The following is a 17,891-nucleotide window of genomic DNA, read 5'->3' as shown; positions in this document are numbered from 1 at the left end:
CAGCTCCTCGTCGTCGCCGCCCTGTGCACGCTCGCGATGGCCTGCTCGAAGAAGGTGAAGGAAGCCCCGCCCACCGACTCGAACTGCTGATCGATCGCGAGGCCGGCATCTGGCACCTCACGAACGGGGGCGAAGTGACCTGGGCCGACCTCGCCCGCCGTGCCGCACGAATCGCGGACGTCGACCACAGTTCCCTCGATGTCCGCACCGACATGCGCGAACAGCTGGCGGCGCCGCGCCCGCGGTACAGCGCGCTCGGCAGCCATCGGGCCTTCCCGATGCCGACGCTGGACGACGCCCTCGGGCGCTACGTGCTGCAGGCGCGGGTGAACTGACGGCGCGATTCGTGGCATGGACGAGCCCGCCTCGCGGCGGGCTTTTTTGCGTCCGCGCGCAGCCGGGCCGGGTGGCCCGCGCCGAGGGTCGCGAATGGAGCCCCAAAAAACGAACAGGCCCGCTTTCGCGGGCCTGTCGTTGCCGCAAGGCAGGGCCTTCGGCTGAAGCGTTCGCGCGCCCCGGGGGCGTTCGAAGGTACGTGGTGCCGGAAATAGGAATCGAACCTACGACCTACGCATTACGAATGCGCCGCTCTACCAACTGAGCTATTCCGGCAGGTCTGCCGCGCTGCGACAGGACGCGAGATTCTAGGCAGCCGTGGCGGGCAGGTCAACGGCGAATCGCTCATTCGACCAGTTGGAGGCGCAATTCCTTCGGCAGGGCGAAGACCATCGACTCCGGTTCGCCGTCGAGTTCGGCGACGACCCCCGCCCCGAGCTCCTGCAGGCGGGCGAGCACGCCGCGGACGAGGACGTCGGGCGCGGAGGCACCGGCCGTGACCCCGACTCGCGCCTTCCCCGCCACCCACTCCGGCTGGATCTCGTCCGCGCCGTCGATCAGGTAGGACTCGATCCCCTGCCGCTCGGCCAGCTCCCGCAGCCGGTTGGAGTTCGAACTGTTGACCGAGCCGACCACCAGAACCAGGTCGCAATGGCGCGACAGCTCGCGCACCGCGTCCTGCCGGTTCTGGGTGGCGTAGCAGATGTCGTCGTTGCGCGGCCCCTGGATCGCCGGGAACTTGGCGCGCAGGGCGTCGATCACCACGCGCGTGTCGTCGACCGACAGGGTCGTTTGGGTGGTGTAGGCGAGGTCCTGGGGCTGGGAGACCTCCAGCCGTGCCACGTCCGCCTCGTCCTCGACCAGGTAGATGTGGCCGGTGGCGCCTTCGCGCAGCCACTGGCCCATCGTGCCCTCCACTTCCGGGTGCCCGGCGTGGCCGATGAGCACGACGTCGCGGCCGGCGCGGCAGTGGCGCGCGACCTCGAGGTGGACCTTGGTCACCAGCGGGCACGTCGCGTCGAACACCTTCAGCCCGCGCGCAGCGGCCTCGGTGCGCACGGCCTGCGAGACCCCGTGGGCGCTGAAGATCACCGTCGCGCCGTCCGGAACCTCGTGAAGCTCCTCGACGAAGACCGCGCCGCGCTGGCGGAGGTCGTCGACGACGAACCGGTTGTGCACGACCTCGTGGCGGACGTAGATCGGCGCGCCGAGCAGTTCGATCGCGCGCTTGACGATCTCGATGGCGCGGTCTACGCCCGCGCAGAATCCGCGGGGGTTGGCGAGGAGGATGTCCATGCGGGAATGCTAGCCCTTCGCCTTCGCGCCCGGCTGACGCCCGGCCAACAGGCTGGCGATGAGGAAGCCGGCCACGCCGACCATCAGCGCCGAATCCGCCACGTTGAAGGCGGGCCAGTAATGCTCCTTCACATGCCACTGGATGAAGTCCACCACGTGGCCGTGCATCAGTCGGTCGATCGCGTTTCCGAGCGCCCCGCCGATGACCAGCGCATAGGGCGCCGCCGTCGCGCGATCCGAGCGCGGGGTGCGCGCGAGCGCCACGGTCAGCGCCGCGCTGATGCCCAGCGCGAGCACGAGGAAAAAGTACTTCTGCCAGCCGCCCGCGTCGCTGAGCAGGCTGAACGCAGCGCCTGTGTTGTACGTGCGAAACCAGTTCCAGAAACCGGGAATCACCGGCACCGCCGTGTATTCCGGCAGCGCGCGCAGCACCCAGGCCTTGGTCAGCTGGTCGACCGCGAAGACCGCCGCCGACAGCAGCAGCCAGGACAACGCGTTGGGTTTGGGGGATCGCATGGGAACTCCAGTCGGTCGCGAAGCGGCAGTCGGCATTCGACCGGTCAGAACCAGCGGCGCACTTCGGGCACGCCGTCGACGTTGCCCGCACAGCGCGTGCAGATCGTGGGATGCGCCAGCACGCTGCCCACGTCGGCGCGGTACTGCCAGCACCGTGCGCACTTCGGCTTGTTGCTGCGACGCGCGGCGACTGCCGGCTCGCCCGCTTCGACGCTCACGTCGCCGCTGATGAACAGGAAGCGCAGCTCGTCCGCGAGCGGCGTCATCCACGCCGCATCGTCCGCGGGCACGGTCAGCGCGACGTCCGCTTCGAGCGCCGCGCCGATCTCGCCCGCGGCGCGCATCGGCTCGAGCGTCCGGCTGAGCTGGTCGCGCAGCGACAGGAGGCGATCGAAACGCTCCACGCCCAGCGGCGCATCCGCCGACAGCGGCGCGAGCCCCTCGTACCACGTGTCGAACAGCACGTTGCCGGCACGCGCGCCGCGCGACGTCGCCTGCGGCAGGCAATGCCACATCTCGTCGGCGGTGAACGTCAGCACCGGCGCGATCCAGCGCACGAACGCCTCCGCCAGGTGGTACATCGCGGTCTGCGCGGAGCGGCGGCCCTCGGAATCGGCCGGCATCGTGTACAGGCGGTCCTTCGTGACGTCGAGGTACAACGAGCCCAGGTCCACGCTGCAGAAGTTTGCCAGCGACTGCACCACCTCGGCGAAATCGTAGCGCCCGTACGCGGCCAGCAGCTTCTGCTGCAGCTCGTGCGCGCGGTGCACGATCCAGCGATCGATCGCGACCATCGACTCGAGCGGCTGCAGGTGCGCGACGGGGTCGAAGCCGTCGAGATTGGCGAGCAGGAAGCGCGCGGTATTGCGGAGCCGGCGGTACACGTCGCCCGAGCGCTTGAGGATCTCGTCCGACACCGACATCTCGTTGCGGTAGTCGGTCGAGGCGATCCACAGGCGCAGCACGTCGGCGCCCATCTGGTCGATGACCTTCTGCGGCTCGACCGTATTGCCGATCGACTTCGACATCTTCCGGCCCTGCGCGTCGACCGTGAAGCCGTGCGTGAGCACCTGGCGATACGGAGCGACGCCGTCCATCGCCACGCCCGTGAGCAGCGACGACTGGAACCAGCCGCGATGCTGGTCGGAGCCTTCGAGGTAGAGGTCCGCGGGCTTGCGCAGCCCGTCCTCGGGCCGTTGCGCGAGCACGCAGTCGTGCGTGACGCCCGAATCGAACCAGACGTCCAGGATGTCGGTGACCTTGTCGTAGTCGCCGGCTTCGGCGCCCAGCAGCTCGGTCGCATCGAGGTCGTACCAGGCGTCGACGCCGGCGGCCTCCACGCGCTCGGCGACGCGGCGCATCAGTTCAGGCGAACGCGGGTGCGGCTCGAACGTGTGCCGGTGCACGAACAGCGCGATGGGCACGCCCCAGGTGCGCTGGCGGCTGATGCACCAGTCCGGGCGACCCTCGATCATGCCGGCGATGCGCGCCTCGCCCCACTCCGGCACCCAGCCCACGCCGCAGATCGAGGCCAGTGCGTCACGGCGCAGCCCGGCCTTCTCCATCGAGATGAACCACTGCGGCGTCGCGCGGAACACGACCGGCGTCTTGTGCCGCCAGCAATGCGGATAGCTGTGCTGCAGGGGATGCGCGGCGAGCAGCAGGCCGAGGCCGCGCACGGCATCGACGAGCAGGTCGTTCGCCTTCCACAGGTGGATGCCGGCGATCTCGGTCGTGTCCGCCGGCGGCGTGCCCGGCAGATAGCGGCCGCGCGCGTCGACGGGATTCATTTCGGCGGCCGAGTAGCGGTCGATCAGGCCGTATTTCTGGCTGACCGCGAAGTCCTCCTGGCCGTGGCCCGGCGCGGTGTGCACGGCGCCGGTGCCGTCCTCGGCCGAGACGTGGTCGCCCAGCAGCAGCGGGATGTCGCGGTCGTAGAACGGATGCGCCAGCACCACGCCTTCGAGCGGTGCGCCCTTCGAGGCGCCGAGCACCACGGGCGCGTCGACGCCGTAGCGCGCCAGCGCGCGATCGACCAGCGCGCTGGCGAGCACGAGCAGGCGGCGTCCGTTCGAGCCGTTCGGCCCCTCGACCAGCGAATAGTCGAGGTCGGGGCCGATCGACACCGCGAGGCTCGCCGGCAGCGTCCACGGGGTGGTCGTCCAGATGGGCACCGCCACCTCGACGCCCGCATCCACCTCGACGCCGAACAGGCGCGCGAGCGCCTGCGGATCGCGTGCGAGGTAGGCGACGTCGATCGCCGGCGACGTCTTGTCGGCGTATTCGATCTCCGCTTCGGCGAGCGCCGAACCGCAGTCGAAGCACCAGTGCACCGGCTTGGCGCCGCGCACGAGGTGGCCGCGCTCGACGATCTTCGCGAGCGCGCGCAGCATGTCCGCCTCGTAGCGGAAATCCATCGTGCGGTAGGGCCTGTCCCAGTCGCCGAGGATGCCGAGTCGCTTGAAGTCGCGGCGTTGCAGGTCGATCTGCTCGGCCGCGTATTCGCGGCACTTCTGCCGGAACTGCGCGGCGTCGAGCTTGTCGCCCACCTTGCCGTGCTTCTTTTCGACGGCCACCTCGATCGGCAGGCCGTGGCAGTCCCAGCCCGGCACGTACGGCGCGTCGAAGCCCGACAGCAGCCGCGACTTCACCACCACGTCCTTCAGGACCTTGTTCACCGCATGGCCGATGTGGATGACGCCGTTCGCATACGGCGGGCCGTCATGCAGCACGAACGACTGCTCGCGCGCGGACACGTGCTCGCGCACACGGGCGTACAGGCCCTCGGCTTCCCAGCGGGCGAGCGTCTGCGGCTCGCGTTTGGGCAGGTCGCCGCGCATGGGGAACTGCGTGGCCGGCAGCTGCAGCGTGGCCTTGTACGGATTGGCGTCGGGGGCGTCGCGGTCGGTCACGAGTCAGGCGGTCCGTCGGGAGTGCATGGGGGCGAGGATCTCCCGCGCCTGCTCGGCATCGCGATCCATCTGCGCGACGAGGGCGGGAAGTCCATCGAACTTGAGCTCGTCGCGCAGGCGCGCGACGAACTCGATACCGATGCGGCGGGTGTAGATGTCCGCATCGAAGTCGAAGATATGGGTTTCGAGCAGCGGTTCCACCCCGCCGACGGTCGGCCGCGTGCCAAGGCTCGATACGGCAGGCAGCGGTTCAGGCCCGAGCCCGTGCACGCGCGTCGCGAAGATGCCGGCAAGCGGCGCGGCGCCCTGCGGCAGCCGCAGGTTCGCCGTCGGATAGCCGAGCGTGCGGCCGAGCTGCTTGCCACGCACCACCCGGCCCTCGATGAGGTACGGACGACCGAGCAGTCGCGCGGCGTGCTCGAAGTCGCCTCCGGTGAGCGCGGTGCGGATGCGCGTGCTGGACACGCGCCCCCCGACCGCCTCGACCGGATCAATGGTGCCCGCGGTGAAGCCGCGCGCGGCGCCTTCGGCCCGCAGCAGCTCGAGATCGCCGGCACGGCCGCGGCCGAAGCGGAAATCCGGGCCGACCCAGACCTCGGCCGCGTGGAGGCCGTCGGCCAGCACGTCCGCGACGAACGCCGTCGCCTCCATGCCGCTGAGCCGCGCGTCGAAACGCAGCAGGGCGACCGCATCGATTCCGAGCGCGAGCAGGCCGTCGACCCTCGACCGCGTCGACATGAGTCGTGGCGGCGCCGCATCGCGCGCGAAGAACTCGCGCGGCAGCGGATCGAAGGTGACGGCGACGGCGGGAAGCCCGAGCGCGGCCGCGCGATCGACGGCCCGGGCCACCAGCGCGCGATGCCCCGGATGCAGGCCATCGAACGCACCGATGCAGACCACGCTTCCCGACGGGAAACGCGTCCCGCGGTCGACGTCCCGGAACAGCCTGCTCATCCGCCGAAGTATAGCCAGTGCCGCGCCCTGCCCCGCCCGGTCATTGCTCGCGCAGATGGCGCGGGCGGATGCCGAGGAGAAGCAGGACCGCGCCGTACGTGGCGCCACCGGCGATCACCAGCGCCAGCAGGTTGAAGACGCGACGGTGCGTGGGCGACTGCCCGAAGTCCGGCATCCAGTGCAGCCCGAGCAGGACGATCGCGACCATCGCGGCGCACGCGGTGCCGACCTGCAACAGGAAACGCCCCCAGCCCGGCTGCCGCTCGTAGACACCCGAACGGCGCAGCCAGTGCCACAGCAGCGCGAGGTTGAGATAGCTCGCCGCGGCGCTCGCCAGTCCCAGCGCGAGGTGCAGGCCGGGCGTCGCCGCCAACGCCTTCATCACGCCCATGGATCGCGCCGCCGGGGTGACCCAGAGCGCGTACACGGCGGCGAGGAACGCCGCGTTGAAGACCATGTTGGCCACCAGAGATGCCACGCCCGCACGAACCGGCGTCTTCGTGTCCTGCCGCGCGTAGAACGCCGGCAGGACGACCTTGACCAGCGCGAAGGCCGGCAGGCCGAAGCTCAGCCCGAAGACGCTCATGGCGGTCATGCGCGTATCGAACGCGGTGAATTCGTCGTACTGGAAGACCGTGGCGACCAGCGGCACCGACAGCATCATCAGCCCGAGCGCCGCCGGGACCGCGATCAGCAGCGTGACGCGCAGCCCCCAGTCGAAGGTCCGCGAGAAACCCGCGGCGTCCGTGCGCACGTGGTGGCGCGACAGCGCCGGCAGGATCGCCGTGCCCAGCGCAACGCCGAAGACGCCGAGCGGCAGTTCGAGGAAACGGTCGGCCAGCGACAGCCAGGTCTGCGAGCCCGTGTACAGCAGCGCGGCGATCAGCGTGTCGAGCAGCAGGTTGACCTGCGCGACCGACGAGCCGAACAGCGTCGGCACCATCAGCCGCACGACGCGCCGCACGTCCGGGTGGCTCCACCCCCAGCGCGGCAGCGTGAGCAGGTCCAGACGCGCGAGCGACGGCAGCTGGAAGAGCAACTGCAGGATGCCCGCGGCGAGCACCGCCCAGCCGAGCGCGAGGATCGGCGTCTCCAGCCGCGGCGCCAGCCACAGCGCGCCGGCGATCATGCAGAGGTTGAGGATCACCGGCGTCAGCGCCGGCATCGCAAAGCGGTTGAAGCTGTTGAGCGCGCCGCCGGCGAGCGCCGTCAGCGAGACGAACAACAGGAAGGGGAACGTGAGGCGCAGGAGGTCGACCGTCAGGCCGAATTTCTCCGCCTTGTCCGGGGACGCGCCGAGGCTGAAGAGCATCGCGACCTGCGGCGTGAAGATCAGGCCCAGCGCGGTGACGATCAGCAGGACGCCGCCGAGCGTGCCCGCGACCCGGGAGGTCAGCTCCTTGAGGTCCGCATGCGGCCGGGTCTCCTTCACTTCGGTGAAGACCGGGACGAAAGCCGTGGAGAACGAGCCCTCCGCGAACAGCCGGCGCATGAAGTTCGGGATGCGGAAGGCGACCCAGAACGCGTCCGTTGCCGCCGAGGCGCCGAACGTCGTGGTGAGCACCTGGTCGCGGATCAGTCCGAACACCCGGCTGACCATGGTCATGCTGCTGAAGGACAGCAGCCCCTTGGAGACGCGCGGCCCGCTCACCGGGCACCCCGCCTTGACGGCCCGTTGACGCAAGCTATTGAAACGGCCATACTTTCCGGTCTGTCTGTACCCAATTCCCTCTCCTCAACGCGCTGTCTCCCGGACAGCCGCTCCATCAAGACATCCAGGAAACCGCCGTGGCCAACATCAAGTCCGCCAAGAAGCGCGCCAAGCAGACGATCGTGCGCAACATGCGCAACGCCAGCCAGCGCTCGATGCTCCGCACCTCCGTCAAGAAGGTGCTCAAGGCGCTGCACGCCAACGACGCCGCCGGCGCCGAAGCCGCGTTCGCGCAGGCCCAGCCGCTGCTCGACCGTTTCAGCTCGCGTGGCCTGATCCACAAGAACAAGGCCGCCCGTCACAAGAGCCGCCTGAACGCCCGCATCAAGGCGCTGAAGACCGCCGCCTGATCCGCGTTCCGCGCTGCGAAGAAACCCGGCTCCGGCCGGGTATTTTTGTGCGCGGCGACCGGTGCCGCCGCGAAGCCCACGCGTGGCGAGCGACGCACGACGGACGCGGCCGCTCGAACGCTTCGTCATGGCGCGATCGGACATCGAGGCAAAATCAGGGCGCGCCGGCGTCCGGCGTGCGAGTCTCGGCAGCATCGCGCTCGGCGCGTGCCTCGTCCTCGTCCGCACGCTGGCGGTCGAAGAAGGCCATGACGTCCTTCATGATCGGCCACGTGCCTTCGCGACTGATCGCGGACACGACGTAGGAGCGATCGGTCCAGCCGAGCGTCTCGAGGACCTCGCGCACGAGGGCATCGCGCTCCTCGTCGAGCAGAAGATCGGCCTTGTTGAGCACCAGCCAGCGCGGCTTGGCGAGAAGCTCGGGGTCATGCCGTTCCAGCTCGCGCTCGATGGCACGCACCTGCTCGGCCGGCGTGACGCCTTCGACGCCGCCTTCCATCGGCGCGATGTCCACGAGATGCAGGAGCAGGCGGGTGCGCTGCAGGTGCCGCAGGAACTGCGCGCCCAGTCCGGCGCCGTCCGCCGCGCCTTCGATCAGGCCGGGAATGTCGGCGATGACGAAGCTGCGATACGCCTCGACGCTGACGACGCCGAGGTTCGGGTAGAGCGTCGTGAACGGATAGTCCGCCACCTTCGGCGTCGCCGCTGAAACGGCGCGGATGAAGGTGCTCTTGCCCGCGTTGGGGAAGCCGAGCAGGCCGACGTCCGCCAGCAGCTTGAGCTCCAGCTTCAGCGCGCGCTGCTCGCCCGGCAGGCCCGGCAGCGCCTTGCGCGGCGTGCGGTTCACCGAGCTCTTGAAATGCATGTTGCCGAGGCCGCCCTTGCCGCCCTGCGCGACGAGCAGCCGCTCGCCGTGGCGCGTCAGGTCGCCGATCACCTCGTCGGTCTCGACGTTGGTGATCACGGTGCCGACCGGCACCGTGACGATGAGGTCCTCGCCCGCCTTGCCGTACATCTGGCGCCCCATGCCGTTCTCGCCGCGCTGCGCCTTGAACATGCGCTGGTGGCGGAAGTCGACGAGCGTATTGAGGTTCTCGTCCGCGACCAGCCAGACGCTGCCGCCATCGCCGCCGTCGCCGCCGTCCGGGCCGCCGAGGGGGATGAACTTCTCACGGCGGAATCCGACGCAGCCGTTGCCGCCGTTGCCTGCTGTGACCTGGATTTCGGCTTCGTCGACGAGCTTCATGGGGTTTGACCGGAGGGACGGGGCACGCGGCGATGAGGCCGACGGGCATTGTGACGGAAAGCGGGTGGACGCCGGAACGGCGCGACGCCCGCAGAAACGAAAAGCCCCGCCGAAGCGGGGCTCGTCGCTGCATCGGCGTACCGCTTACGCGGCGTCGACGACGCTGACGGTGCGGCGCTTGGCCGGACCCTTCACCGAGAACTCGACCTTGCCGTCGACCAGCGCGAACAGCGTGTGGTCGCGGCCGAGGCCGACGCCCGGACCCGGATGGAACTGGGTGCCGCGCTGACGCACGATGATGTTGCCGGCCTCGATGGCCTGACCGCCGAAGATCTTCACACCCAGGTACTTCGGGTTGGAGTCGCGGCCGTTGCGGGTGGAACCTACGCCCTTTTTGTGTGCCATGGCGGCTAGTCCTTACTTCTTGTCGCCGGCAGCGATGCCGGTGATCTGGATTTCGGTGTAATGCTGCCGATGGCCCATCTGCTTGCGATGGTGCTTGCGGCGACGGAACTTCACGATCTTGACCTTGTCGGCGCGGCCGTGGCCGACGACCTTGGCGCGGACCGTGGCACCCTTGAGCGCATCGCCCAGGGTCACGCCATCGCTGCCGCCCAGCATCAGGATGTTGTCGAAGGTGAGCTCGCTGCCGGCATCGGCCTCGAGAAGCTCGACGCGCAGCGTCTCGCCTTCCATCACCCGGTACTGCTTGCCACCGGTGACCAGTACTGCGTACATGACCAGACTTCCTCTGTAGTTATTGTGGTCGCTCTGCCGGCAAGTCGCGCCCGGACAGAAGCGGAATTCTAGTCGAGTCAACGGGTTATCGCAACGGGGCCTTCACGCGGCCTGCGGTCTCACCCGGCGAGACGACCGCGGCCCACCCTCCCTGTTCAGGCGCCGGCCCGCGTGCGGCCGCTCACGCCCTGCTACCCGCCGCCACGGGAAATTGTCCGGACTTCCGGCTCCCGATAGGCTTGCCTGTTCGCCGACCGACGGCGGACCCCTCCCCCAGGATCAACCGATGGCGATGGAATTCATCCGCGTGCGAGGCGCGCGGACGCACAACCTGAAGAACGTCGACCTCGACCTGCCCCGCGAGAAGCTGATCGTGATCACCGGGCTGTCGGGCTCGGGCAAGTCCTCGCTGGCGTTCGACACGATCTACGCCGAGGGCCAGCGCCGCTACGTCGAGTCGCTGTCGGCCTACGCCCGGCAGTTCCTGTCGGTGATGGAAAAGCCCGACGTCGACCACATCGAGGGCCTGTCGCCGGCGATCTCGATCGAGCAGAAGTCGACCTCGCACAATCCGCGTTCGACGGTCGGCACGATCACCGAGATCTACGACTACCTGCGCCTGCTCTTTGCGCGCGTCGGTACGCCGCGATGCCCCGAACACGGCTTCCCGCTCGAAGCCCAAACGATCAGCCAGATGGTCGACCAGGCGCTCGCGCTGGATCCGGAGCAGCGCTGGATGCTGCTGACGCCCGTCGTGCGCGAACGCAAGGGCGAGCACGCGCAGGTGTTCGACCAGTTGCGCGCGCAGGGCTTCGTGCGCGTGCGCGTGGACGGCACGCTGTACGAGATCGACGAGGTGCCGAAGCTCTCGCTGCGCACCAAGCACACGATCGAAGCGGTGATCGACCGGTTCCGTCCGCGCGAGGACATGAAGCAGCGTCTGGCGGAGTCGTTCGAAACGGCGATCAAGCTGGGCGATGGCATGGCCATCGTGCAGTCGCTCGACGACGAGAAGGCCCCGCCGCAGTTGTTCTCGTCCAAGTACAGCTGCCCGGTCTGCGACTACTCGCTCCCGGAACTCGAGCCGCGGCTGTTCTCGTTCAACTCGCCCGTGGGCGCGTGCCCGACCTGCGACGGCCTCGGCGTCAGCCAGTTCTTCGACCCCTCGCGCGTGGTCGTGCATCCGGACCTCTCGCTCTCGGCGGGCGCGGTGCGCGGCTGGGACCGTCGCAATACGTACTACTTCCAGCTGGTGCAGTCGCTCGCGCGGCACTTCCAGTTCGACGTTGACGTGCCGTGGAACGCGCTGCCCGAGAAGGGCCGGCAGGCCGTGCTGTTCGGCAGCGGCAACGAGGCGATCACCTTCACCTACGTCAACGACTCGGGCGGACGCTACCAGCGCCGGCACCGCTTCGAGGGCGTGATCCCCAACCTTGAGCGTCGCTATCGCGAGACCGAATCGCAGGCCGTGCGCGAGGAGCTGTCGAAGTACATCAGCGACCGCCCCTGCAGCGAATGCGGCGGCGCGCGGCTCAACCGGTCGGCGCGCAACGTCTTCGTGGGCGACCACACGATCGCGCAGATCGTGGTGCTGCCGATCGACGCGGCACTGCGCTTCTTCGAGCAGCTGGCCCTGCCCGGCTGGCGCGGCGAGATCGCGATCAAGATCGTCAAGGAGATCGCCGAGCGCCTCACATTCCTCGTCGATGTCGGTCTCGACTACCTGACGCTCGAGCGCAAGGCCGACACGCTGTCGGGCGGCGAGGCGCAGCGCATCCGACTCGCCTCGCAGATCGGAGCCGGCCTCGTGGGCGTGATGTACGTGCTCGACGAGCCCTCGATCGGGCTGCACCAGCGCGACAACGAGCGCCTGCTGGGCACCCTCACGCGACTGCGCGAGCTGGGCAACACGGTGATCGTGGTGGAGCACGACGAGGACGCGATCCGGCTCGCCGACTACGTTGTCGACATCGGACCGGGTGCGGGTGTGCACGGCGGGCGCATCGTCGCGCAGGGCAAGCCCGACGAGGTGATGGCCAACCCGGACTCGGTGACCGGCCAGTTCCTCAGTGGCGCGCGACGGATCGAGATTCCGGCGAAGCGCCACAAGCCCGACAAGTCGATGATGTTCCGACTGAAGGGCGCGAAGGGCAACAACCTGCGCAACGTCGACCTCGCCATTCCGGCGGGGCTGCTCACGTGCGTCACCGGCGTGTCCGGATCGGGCAAGTCGACCCTGATCAACGACACGCTGTACGCGATCACCGCGAACGAGCTCAACGGCGCGTCGATGTCGCCGGCGCCGCACGATTCGTACGAGAACATCGAGCTGTGGGACAAGGTCGTCGACATCGACCAGTCGCCGATCGGCCGCACGCCGCGCAGCAATCCGGCGACGTACACCGGGCTGTTCACGCCGCTCCGCGAGCTGTTCGCACAGGTGCCCGAGTCGCGCGCCCGCGGCTATGCGCCGGGACGCTTCAGCTTCAACGTGAAGGGCGGACGCTGCGAGGCCTGCCAGGGCGACGGCCTGATCAAGGTGGAGATGCACTTCCTGCCCGACGTCTACGTGCCGTGCGACGTCTGCCACGGCAAGCGCTACAACCGCGAGACGCTGGACATCCGCTACAAGGGCTACAACATCAGCGACGTGCTTGAAATGACGGTCGAGGATGCGCTGCCCCTGTTCGAGGCCATCCCGTCGATCTCGCGCAAGCTCGAAACGCTGATGGACGTCGGCCTGAGCTACATCCGGCTCGGCCAGCAGGCGACCACGCTGTCCGGTGGCGAAGCGCAGCGCGTCAAGCTGTCGAAGGAACTCTCGCGCCGCGACACGGGGCGCACGCTGTACATCCTCGACGAGCCCACCACCGGCCTGCACTTCGCGGACATCGAGCAGTTGCTCGGCGTGCTGCACCGCTTGCGCGACGACGGCAACACCGTGGTCGTCATCGAGCACAACCTCGACGTCATCAAGACGGCGGACTGGGTGATCGACCTCGGGCCCGAGGGCGGACACCGCGGCGGCATGATCCTCGGCTGCGGTACCCCGGAGGAGATCGCGGCGATGCCGGAGTCGCATACCGGTCGCTTCCTTGCGCCGCTGCTCCGACGCGATCAAGCTGTCGCGCCCGCGCCGAGCCCCGGCCGCAAGCGCAAGACCGCATCGCGATGACCGACCAGCCGCCTCCGTCCGACAAGAAGCCCCGCCGCCGCGCGGCACCGCGCAAGCGCGTGCCGGCCAAGCGCGCCGCCAAGACCGCGAAGGCGACCGTCGCCGCGCAAGCCCTGCCTGCGGTCGACATGGCAGCGCCGGAGCCCGTCTCCGACGCGTCGGGCAATGGCGCTCCAGCTGCGCAGATCGAAACGGACGCTCCCGCGGAGTCTGCGGGCAGTGCGGCATCGCGCGTGGACGCGCCCAAGGCGGACGCCGCCGACGCGCATCCACACGTCGAAGCGCCGCCGGTGGAAGCGCGTGCTGCCTCGGTGCCGCGTCCCGAGCGCGCGGCCGCAGCGTCACCCGAAGCGCCGGCCGCGATCCAGAAGCAGGCCTCGCTCCGTCCGGGCGAGCTCATCCGCGTGCCACTATCGGTGCGGTGGCGTGATCTCGACGCGTTCAACCACGTCAACAACTCGAAGTACCTGAGCTACCTCGAGGAAGCACGTCTGCGCTGGATGCTGAGCGTGCCGGGCATGGGCATGGACGACAACGTCGCTCCGGTCGTGGCCGCGTCGAACCTCAACTACCGCCGTCCGATCGAATGGCCGGGCGACGTGGTGGTCGAGCTGTTCGTCGAACGCCTTGGCGGCAGCAGCCTCACCATCGGCCATCGCATCGTGAATGCGACGGATGGCAACGTGCTGTATTGCGACGGTCAGGTCGTGATGGTGTGGATCGACCGCAACAGCGGGCGCTCGGCTCCGCTGCCGGAGAGCGTACGCAGCGCCTGCGGCTAGGGCGCGGCGGACCTCACGACGAAATCGACGGGCAGTTTGCGCCCGTCGGCGAGCTTCAGTTCGACGCGTGCGCGGCTATAGGGCGCGAGCTTCGCCGTGGGCGACATCAGCATCAGGTGCAGGCCACCGGGCGCGAACTGCACGCGCCCGCCCGCGGCGATGTCGACGCGCGGGGCCGGCTGCATGCGGCTGATCCCGCCCTGCACCTGCGTGCGATGCATCGAGACGTCCGCGAAGGCCGGCGACGCCACGCCCGTGAGCGCGACCGGCGCGCGGCATGGATTGTCGAGCCGGAAGAAGCCCGCGCCCATCGGCATCGTGGGCGTCATGCGGATCCAGGCCTCGCGCACCACCGGCACGCACCGCCCAGGCGGCGCTGCAGATGCGGCACAGGGGCCGAGGGCTACAGAGGCCGCGAGGAGAAGGAACAGGGTGCGCATCGCCGCATTGTAGAGGCCGTCCGGCGGACGTCGCGGCGGCCGCGCACGCCGGTTAATCTGCCGGCCTGCATCGACGGAGACGCTCATGACCCTGGTCGGAATCCATGCCCACGGCGACATCGCCGAACTTCGACTCGCGCGTCCGCCGGTGAATGCGCTCGACCCCGACCTGTGCGCCGCGATCCGCGAATCCGTGATCGCCGCGGCGCGGGACGGTGCGCGCGGCATCGTCCTCGCGGGGGGTCCGTCGGTCTTTTCGGCCGGGCTCGACGTGCCGTACCTGATGTCGCTCGGCACCGACCGTGGCGCACTCACGCATGCCTGGGAAGCGTTCTTCGGTGCGGCGCGCGCGATCGCGGGCAGCCCGGTGCCCGTCGCCGCGGCGATGGCCGGCCATGCACCCGCGGGCGGCTGCGTGTTGGCGCTCTGCTGCGACTACCGCGTCATGGCGCGGTCGCCGGATCCGGCGAAGCCGTTCCGCATCGGCCTCAACGAGACGCAGGTCGGCCTCGTGGCGCCGGAGGGCATCCAGCGCCTGCTGCGTCGTGTCGTGGGCCCGCACCGCGCCGAGCGGTTGCTGGTCGGCGGGCTCATGCCGACGACGGACGAGGCGCTCGCGATCGGCCTGGTCGACGAGGCGACGGCAGTCGAGGCGACCACCGCGCGGGCCATCGACTGGGCGCGAGGCCTCGCCGCGTTGCCCCGTCAGCCGATGCTGGAGACGCGCTCGATCGCGCGGGCCGACGTGTCGGAGTCGCTGCATGCTCGGAACATCGAACTGGAGCGCTTCGTCGAAGGCTGGTACGCCGCGGACACGCAGGCCGCGCTGCGCGCCGTGCTCGAGCGCCTCGGTAAGGGCCGCTGACGTTCAGCCGGTCGCGATCGGCCGGGCGTCGTCCTCGATCCAGCCGCTCCAGGAGCCGGTGTAGAGCTTCGCGCCGGGAAGCCCCGCGTGCGCCATCGCCAGCAGGTGGTGGCAGGCCGTGACGCCCGAGCCGCAGCTCGCTAGCAGGACGTCGGGTGCGCGGCCGGCCAGCAGCGTCTCGAACTCCGCCCGCAGTACGTCCGAGGGTTTGAACCGACCGCCGTCCAGGTTGGACGCGAACGGCCGGTTGACCGCGCCGGGAATGTGGCCCGCTTTCCGGTCGAGCGGTTCGACGTCGCCGCGGTACCGCTCCGGCGCGCGCGCATCGACCACGAGCCCGCCGGTCGCGAGCGACGACTCGACGTCGGCGGCCTGCGCGAGCAGCCGGCGGTCGAACGCCCCGGCGTAGCCCGCGACGGGCGCGGCGCGCGACGCGCCGGGCTCGAGCGGTGCGCCGGCCTCACGCCAGGCCGACCAGCCGCCGTCGAGCACGGCGACCGCCTCGTGGCCCCAGGCCCGCAGCATGAACCAGAGCCGCGCCGCGGCGAGCGCACCGCCGGCGTCGTCGTAGACCACGACCTGATGCGCGGCGGTGATGCCGAGGCGACCCAGCGCATCGGCGAAAGCCTCGTTTGCTGGCCACGGATGGCGTCCGGCACCCGGGGCGTGGGGGCCCGACAGATCGGTTTCGAGATCCGCACGGACGGCGCCGGGCACATGGCCTTCCTCGAAACGGCGCGCACCGGCACTCCGGTCGGCCAGGTCCACGCGCGTGTCGACGATGGCCAACGGCCGGTCGATGCCGGTTTCGAGCGCGCGCTGCAGCGTGTCGACGTCCACCAGCGTGGTCCAGGTCATTGCAACGCCTCCAGGCGGTCGTGCAGGTTGAGCAGCATCGCAGCGGTGGCGCCCCAGATGCGCTGGTCCGGATAACGGTACTCCCAGACCGTGCGTTCGCGCCCGCCGTGCTGGAACCGACGGGGTGCGCGATTGGCAGGGTCGAGCAGGAAGCGCAGCGGGACTTCGAACACGTCCGCCACTTCGCGCGGATCGGGCCGTGCGACGTAGCCGGGGTCGATGAAGGCGACCACCGGCAGCACGCGGAACCCGGTGATCGTCGCGAGCGGATCGAGGAATCCCAGCGGCGTTACCAGGCCACGCGGGATCCCCACTTCCTCTTCGGTTTCGCGCAACGCGGCATCGATCGCATCGACATCACCGGGATCGACGCGGCCGCCGGGGAAGCTCACCTGTCCGGCATGGTTGCGCAGGCCGTCGTCACGGCGCGTCAGCAGCACGCGCAGGCCGTCGTCGCGCGGGACCAGGCCGACGAGGACCGCGGCTTCCCGCAGCGTCGCCGTGTCGATCAGGTCGTGGAGTTCGTCGAGGTTCCAGCCCGCGCCCGCGGGCGGCGCGTCGAGCGGATGCAGCGCATCGCGCAGGCGCGGCGGCTCAGGCATCGCCGCGTGCGGCCTCGCGCTGCGGGAGCACGCCGTCCATGATCCGCAGGCGTTCGTCGTCGCCCATCGTCGCCCAACGCGCGATCTCGTCGAGCGTGCGCAGGCAGCCGCCGCAGAGGCCATCGGCCTCGACCGAGCAGATGCCGACGCAGGGGCTGAGGACGGCGCGATAGGTAGTCATGCCCGCATTCTCCCAGAGTGGCGGCCGGACACACGAACGCCGGCACGAGGCCGGCGTCCGGGGTACCGCAACGGTACGGCTTACTTGACGCTGACGAGCTTGATCTCGAACTGCACCGCCACGTTCGGCGGGAAGCCCGTGCGCGGGTCGGCGCCGTAGGCCTTGTCGGCCGGCAGCGTCACTTCCCACTTCGCGCCGGTCGGCATCTGCTGGATCACTTCGCGCATCGCCGGCATCTCGATCTGGGTGACCTTGATGGACGGGATCGACTGCGCCGGACGCGCCTGCTGCGGACGCTCGCCCCACGGGAACGGGCCCGCGACCTCGAGCTGCACCGTGCTCGCGGAGGTCGGCTTGGCGCCGGCGCCCGCATCGATCACGCGGTACTGCACGCCGCTCGGGAGGACCTTCACGCCGGCCTTGCCCTTGTTGGCATTGACGAACGTGTCGCTCTTCGTCTTGTTGGTCGCCGCTTCCTTCTCCCACTCGGCCTTGGCCTTGGCCTGCTGGCGGGTCTGCATGTCCTGCAGCGCCTTCTGGAGCTGGTCGACGGACACGGCCGGCTGCTTCTTGGCGAACGCGTCGTTGAGGCCCTTGGTGAGAGCGGCCATGTCGATCTGCTCGCCGCGCTCGGAGAGCTCGGCGGCGTCGACGCCGGTCTTGAAGCCGAGGGCGTAGCTCAGCTTGCCCTTTTCGGACGTGACGTCCTGGGCGGACGCCAGGCCGGCGGACAGCGCGAAAGCCGCAGCCGCGACGGCCATCAGACTAAACTTCATCGGGTGGAACCTCCGGTAGAGATGCTCGGTACGCGACGTGCGCAACGGCGTGGAAAACCCCTGTGCCGCTTACCGGTCGACAGCCCCGAGTGGCGCGCTAGGATACTGACGGCAGGGCTTAACCGCCACTGACGACCCACCTCCGACCGCGCC

Annotated in this window: 16 protein-coding genes, 1 tRNA gene and 1 pseudogene; 5 read left to right on the top strand and 13 right to left on the bottom strand. The window is 69.7% G+C overall.

What is annotated here, in order from left to right; all coding sequences use genetic code 11:
* Nucleotides 1-335: sugar nucleotide-binding protein (locus ACY35P_RS07055; protein WP_462115120.1), on the top strand; the 335-nt coding region annotated here is incomplete at its 5' end.
* Nucleotides 336-536: 201 nt separating this feature from the next.
* Here the strand turns inward: ACY35P_RS07055 and ACY35P_RS07050 are convergent.
* From ACY35P_RS07050 to murJ, 6 genes are all read right to left on the bottom strand, one after another.
* Nucleotides 537-612: transfer RNA gene (locus ACY35P_RS07050), tRNA-Thr, on the bottom strand.
* A 69-nt stretch (nt 613-681) separates the two neighbouring features.
* A complete protein-coding gene (ispH, locus tag ACY35P_RS07045; RefSeq protein ID WP_462115119.1) occupies nt 682-1,632 on the bottom strand; it encodes a 4-hydroxy-3-methylbut-2-enyl diphosphate reductase in 951 nt (316 codons plus the stop codon).
* 9 nt (nt 1,633-1,641) lie between these two features.
* Complete coding sequence (gene lspA, locus ACY35P_RS07040; protein WP_462115118.1) at nt 1,642-2,148, bottom strand: signal peptidase II; 507 nt, start codon at nt 2,146-2,148, stop codon at nt 1,642-1,644.
* 44 nt (nt 2,149-2,192) lie between these two features.
* Nucleotides 2,193-4,988, bottom strand: coding sequence for an isoleucine--tRNA ligase (gene ileS / locus ACY35P_RS07035; protein WP_462115126.1), 2,796 nt, complete (start codon nt 4,986-4,988; stop codon nt 2,193-2,195).
* A gap of 75 nt (nt 4,989-5,063) precedes the next feature.
* Nucleotides 5,064-6,014: a bifunctional riboflavin kinase/FAD synthetase gene (locus ACY35P_RS07030; protein ID WP_462115117.1), complete on the bottom strand. Its 951-nt coding sequence runs from the start codon at nt 6,012-6,014 to the stop codon at nt 5,064-5,066.
* A 40-nt stretch (nt 6,015-6,054) separates the two neighbouring features.
* Nucleotides 6,055-7,665 carry a murein biosynthesis integral membrane protein MurJ gene (gene murJ / locus ACY35P_RS07025; protein WP_462115116.1) on the bottom strand — a complete coding sequence of 537 codons (1,611 nt, stop codon included), beginning with the start codon at nt 7,663-7,665 and terminating at the stop codon, nt 6,055-6,057.
* A 137-nt stretch (nt 7,666-7,802) separates the two neighbouring features.
* Between murJ and rpsT the strand changes: the two genes are divergently transcribed.
* Nucleotides 7,803-8,075, top strand: coding sequence for a 30S ribosomal protein S20 (gene rpsT / locus ACY35P_RS07020; protein WP_462115115.1), 273 nt, complete (start codon nt 7,803-7,805; stop codon nt 8,073-8,075).
* Nucleotides 8,076-8,229: 154 nt separating this feature from the next.
* Here the strand turns inward: rpsT and cgtA are convergent, their stop codons facing one another.
* The 3 genes from cgtA to rplU all read right to left on the bottom strand — a co-directional run bounded on the left by cgtA (nt 8,230) and on the right by rplU (nt 10,059).
* Nucleotides 8,230-9,321: an Obg family GTPase CgtA gene (gene cgtA / locus ACY35P_RS07015; RefSeq protein ID WP_462115114.1), complete on the bottom strand. Its 1,092-nt coding sequence runs from the start codon at nt 9,319-9,321 to the stop codon at nt 8,230-8,232.
* Nucleotides 9,322-9,465: 144 nt separating this feature from the next.
* The gene (gene rpmA, locus ACY35P_RS07010) at nt 9,466-9,726 is read right to left on the bottom strand and encodes a 50S ribosomal protein L27 (RefSeq protein ID WP_462115113.1); all 261 of its coding nucleotides are present in this window, start codon (nt 9,724-9,726) and stop codon (nt 9,466-9,468) included.
* 12 nt (nt 9,727-9,738) lie between these two features.
* Nucleotides 9,739-10,059, bottom strand: coding sequence for a 50S ribosomal protein L21 (gene rplU / locus ACY35P_RS07005; RefSeq protein WP_462115112.1), 321 nt, complete (start codon nt 10,057-10,059; stop codon nt 9,739-9,741).
* Nucleotides 10,060-10,345: 286 nt separating this feature from the next.
* On the opposite strand from rplU, the gene uvrA reads away from it, so the two are divergent.
* Together uvrA and ACY35P_RS06995 are read left to right on the top strand one after the other, a co-directional pair.
* A complete protein-coding gene (uvrA, locus tag ACY35P_RS07000; RefSeq protein WP_462115111.1) occupies nt 10,346-13,234 on the top strand; it encodes an excinuclease ABC subunit UvrA in 2,889 nt (962 codons plus the stop codon).
* Nucleotides 13,235-13,596: 362 nt separating this feature from the next.
* Nucleotides 13,597-14,016, top strand: coding sequence for an acyl-CoA thioesterase (locus ACY35P_RS06995; protein ID WP_462115125.1), 420 nt, complete (start codon nt 13,597-13,599; stop codon nt 14,014-14,016).
* On the opposite strand, the gene ACY35P_RS06990 is transcribed toward ACY35P_RS06995, so the two are convergent.
* The gene (locus ACY35P_RS06990) at nt 14,013-14,456 is read right to left on the bottom strand and encodes a copper chaperone PCu(A)C (protein WP_462115110.1); all 444 of its coding nucleotides are present in this window, start codon (nt 14,454-14,456) and stop codon (nt 14,013-14,015) included. The two genes, ACY35P_RS06995 and ACY35P_RS06990, sit on opposite strands and share 4 nt — an antisense overlap.
* 85 nt (nt 14,457-14,541) lie before the next feature.
* Here ACY35P_RS06990 and ACY35P_RS06985 point away from each other — a divergent pair, with 85 nt between their 5' ends.
* The gene (locus ACY35P_RS06985; protein ID WP_462115109.1) at nt 14,542-15,321 is read left to right on the top strand and encodes an enoyl-CoA hydratase/isomerase family protein; all 780 of its coding nucleotides are present in this window, start codon (nt 14,542-14,544) and stop codon (nt 15,319-15,321) included.
* A 3-nt stretch (nt 15,322-15,324) separates the two neighbouring features.
* Here the strand turns inward: ACY35P_RS06985 and ACY35P_RS06980 are convergent, their stop codons facing one another.
* From ACY35P_RS06980 to ACY35P_RS06970, 3 genes and pseudogenes are all read right to left on the bottom strand, one after another.
* The gene (locus tag ACY35P_RS06980) at nt 15,325-16,179 is read right to left on the bottom strand and encodes a sulfurtransferase (RefSeq protein ID WP_462115108.1); all 855 of its coding nucleotides are present in this window, start codon (nt 16,177-16,179) and stop codon (nt 15,325-15,327) included.
* A pseudogene (locus tag ACY35P_RS06975) lies at nt 16,176-16,962 on the bottom strand (CoA pyrophosphatase). The gene ACY35P_RS06980 and the pseudogene ACY35P_RS06975 overlap by 4 nt, the downstream one beginning before the upstream one ends.
* A gap of 80 nt (nt 16,963-17,042) precedes the next feature.
* Nucleotides 17,043-17,738, bottom strand: a complete 696-nt coding sequence (locus ACY35P_RS06970) for an FKBP-type peptidyl-prolyl cis-trans isomerase N-terminal domain-containing protein (protein ID WP_462115107.1) — start codon at nt 17,736-17,738, stop codon at nt 17,043-17,045.
* Nucleotides 17,739-17,891: the final 153 nt, after the last annotated feature.

The sequence above is a fragment of the Lysobacter xanthus genome (assembly GCF_047159895.1).
Note: the sequence above shows the minus strand (reverse complement) of the source record. Positions and strands in the feature narration are given on the sequence as shown.

Coding starts and splice junctions, on each gene's coding strand:
- ACY35P_RS06970 (WP_462115107.1), bottom strand. CDS start 17,738: ATGAAGTTTAGTCTGATGGCCGTCGCGGCTGCGGCTTTCGCGCTGTCC.
- ACY35P_RS06980 (WP_462115108.1), bottom strand. CDS start 16,179: ATGACCTGGACCACGCTGGTGGACGTCGACACGCTGCAGCGCGCGCTC.
- uvrA (WP_462115111.1), top strand. CDS start 10,346: ATGGCGATGGAATTCATCCGCGTGCGAGGCGCGCGGACGCACAACCTG.
- rpmA (WP_462115113.1), bottom strand. CDS start 9,726: ATGGCACACAAAAAGGGCGTAGGTTCCACCCGCAACGGCCGCGACTCC.
- rplU (WP_462115112.1), bottom strand. CDS start 10,059: ATGTACGCAGTACTGGTCACCGGTGGCAAGCAGTACCGGGTGATGGAA.
- cgtA (WP_462115114.1), bottom strand. CDS start 9,321: ATGAAGCTCGTCGACGAAGCCGAAATCCAGGTCACAGCAGGCAACGGC.
- ACY35P_RS06990 (WP_462115110.1), bottom strand. CDS start 14,456: ATGCGCACCCTGTTCCTTCTCCTCGCGGCCTCTGTAGCCCTCGGCCCC.
- ispH (WP_462115119.1), bottom strand. CDS start 1,632: ATGGACATCCTCCTCGCCAACCCCCGCGGATTCTGCGCGGGCGTAGAC.
- lspA (WP_462115118.1), bottom strand. CDS start 2,148: ATGCGATCCCCCAAACCCAACGCGTTGTCCTGGCTGCTGCTGTCGGCG.
- ACY35P_RS06985 (WP_462115109.1), top strand. CDS start 14,542: ATGACCCTGGTCGGAATCCATGCCCACGGCGACATCGCCGAACTTCGA.
- ACY35P_RS07030 (WP_462115117.1), bottom strand. CDS start 6,014: ATGAGCAGGCTGTTCCGGGACGTCGACCGCGGGACGCGTTTCCCGTCG.
- ileS (WP_462115126.1), bottom strand. CDS start 4,988: ATGCGCGGCGACCTGCCCAAACGCGAGCCGCAGACGCTCGCCCGCTGG.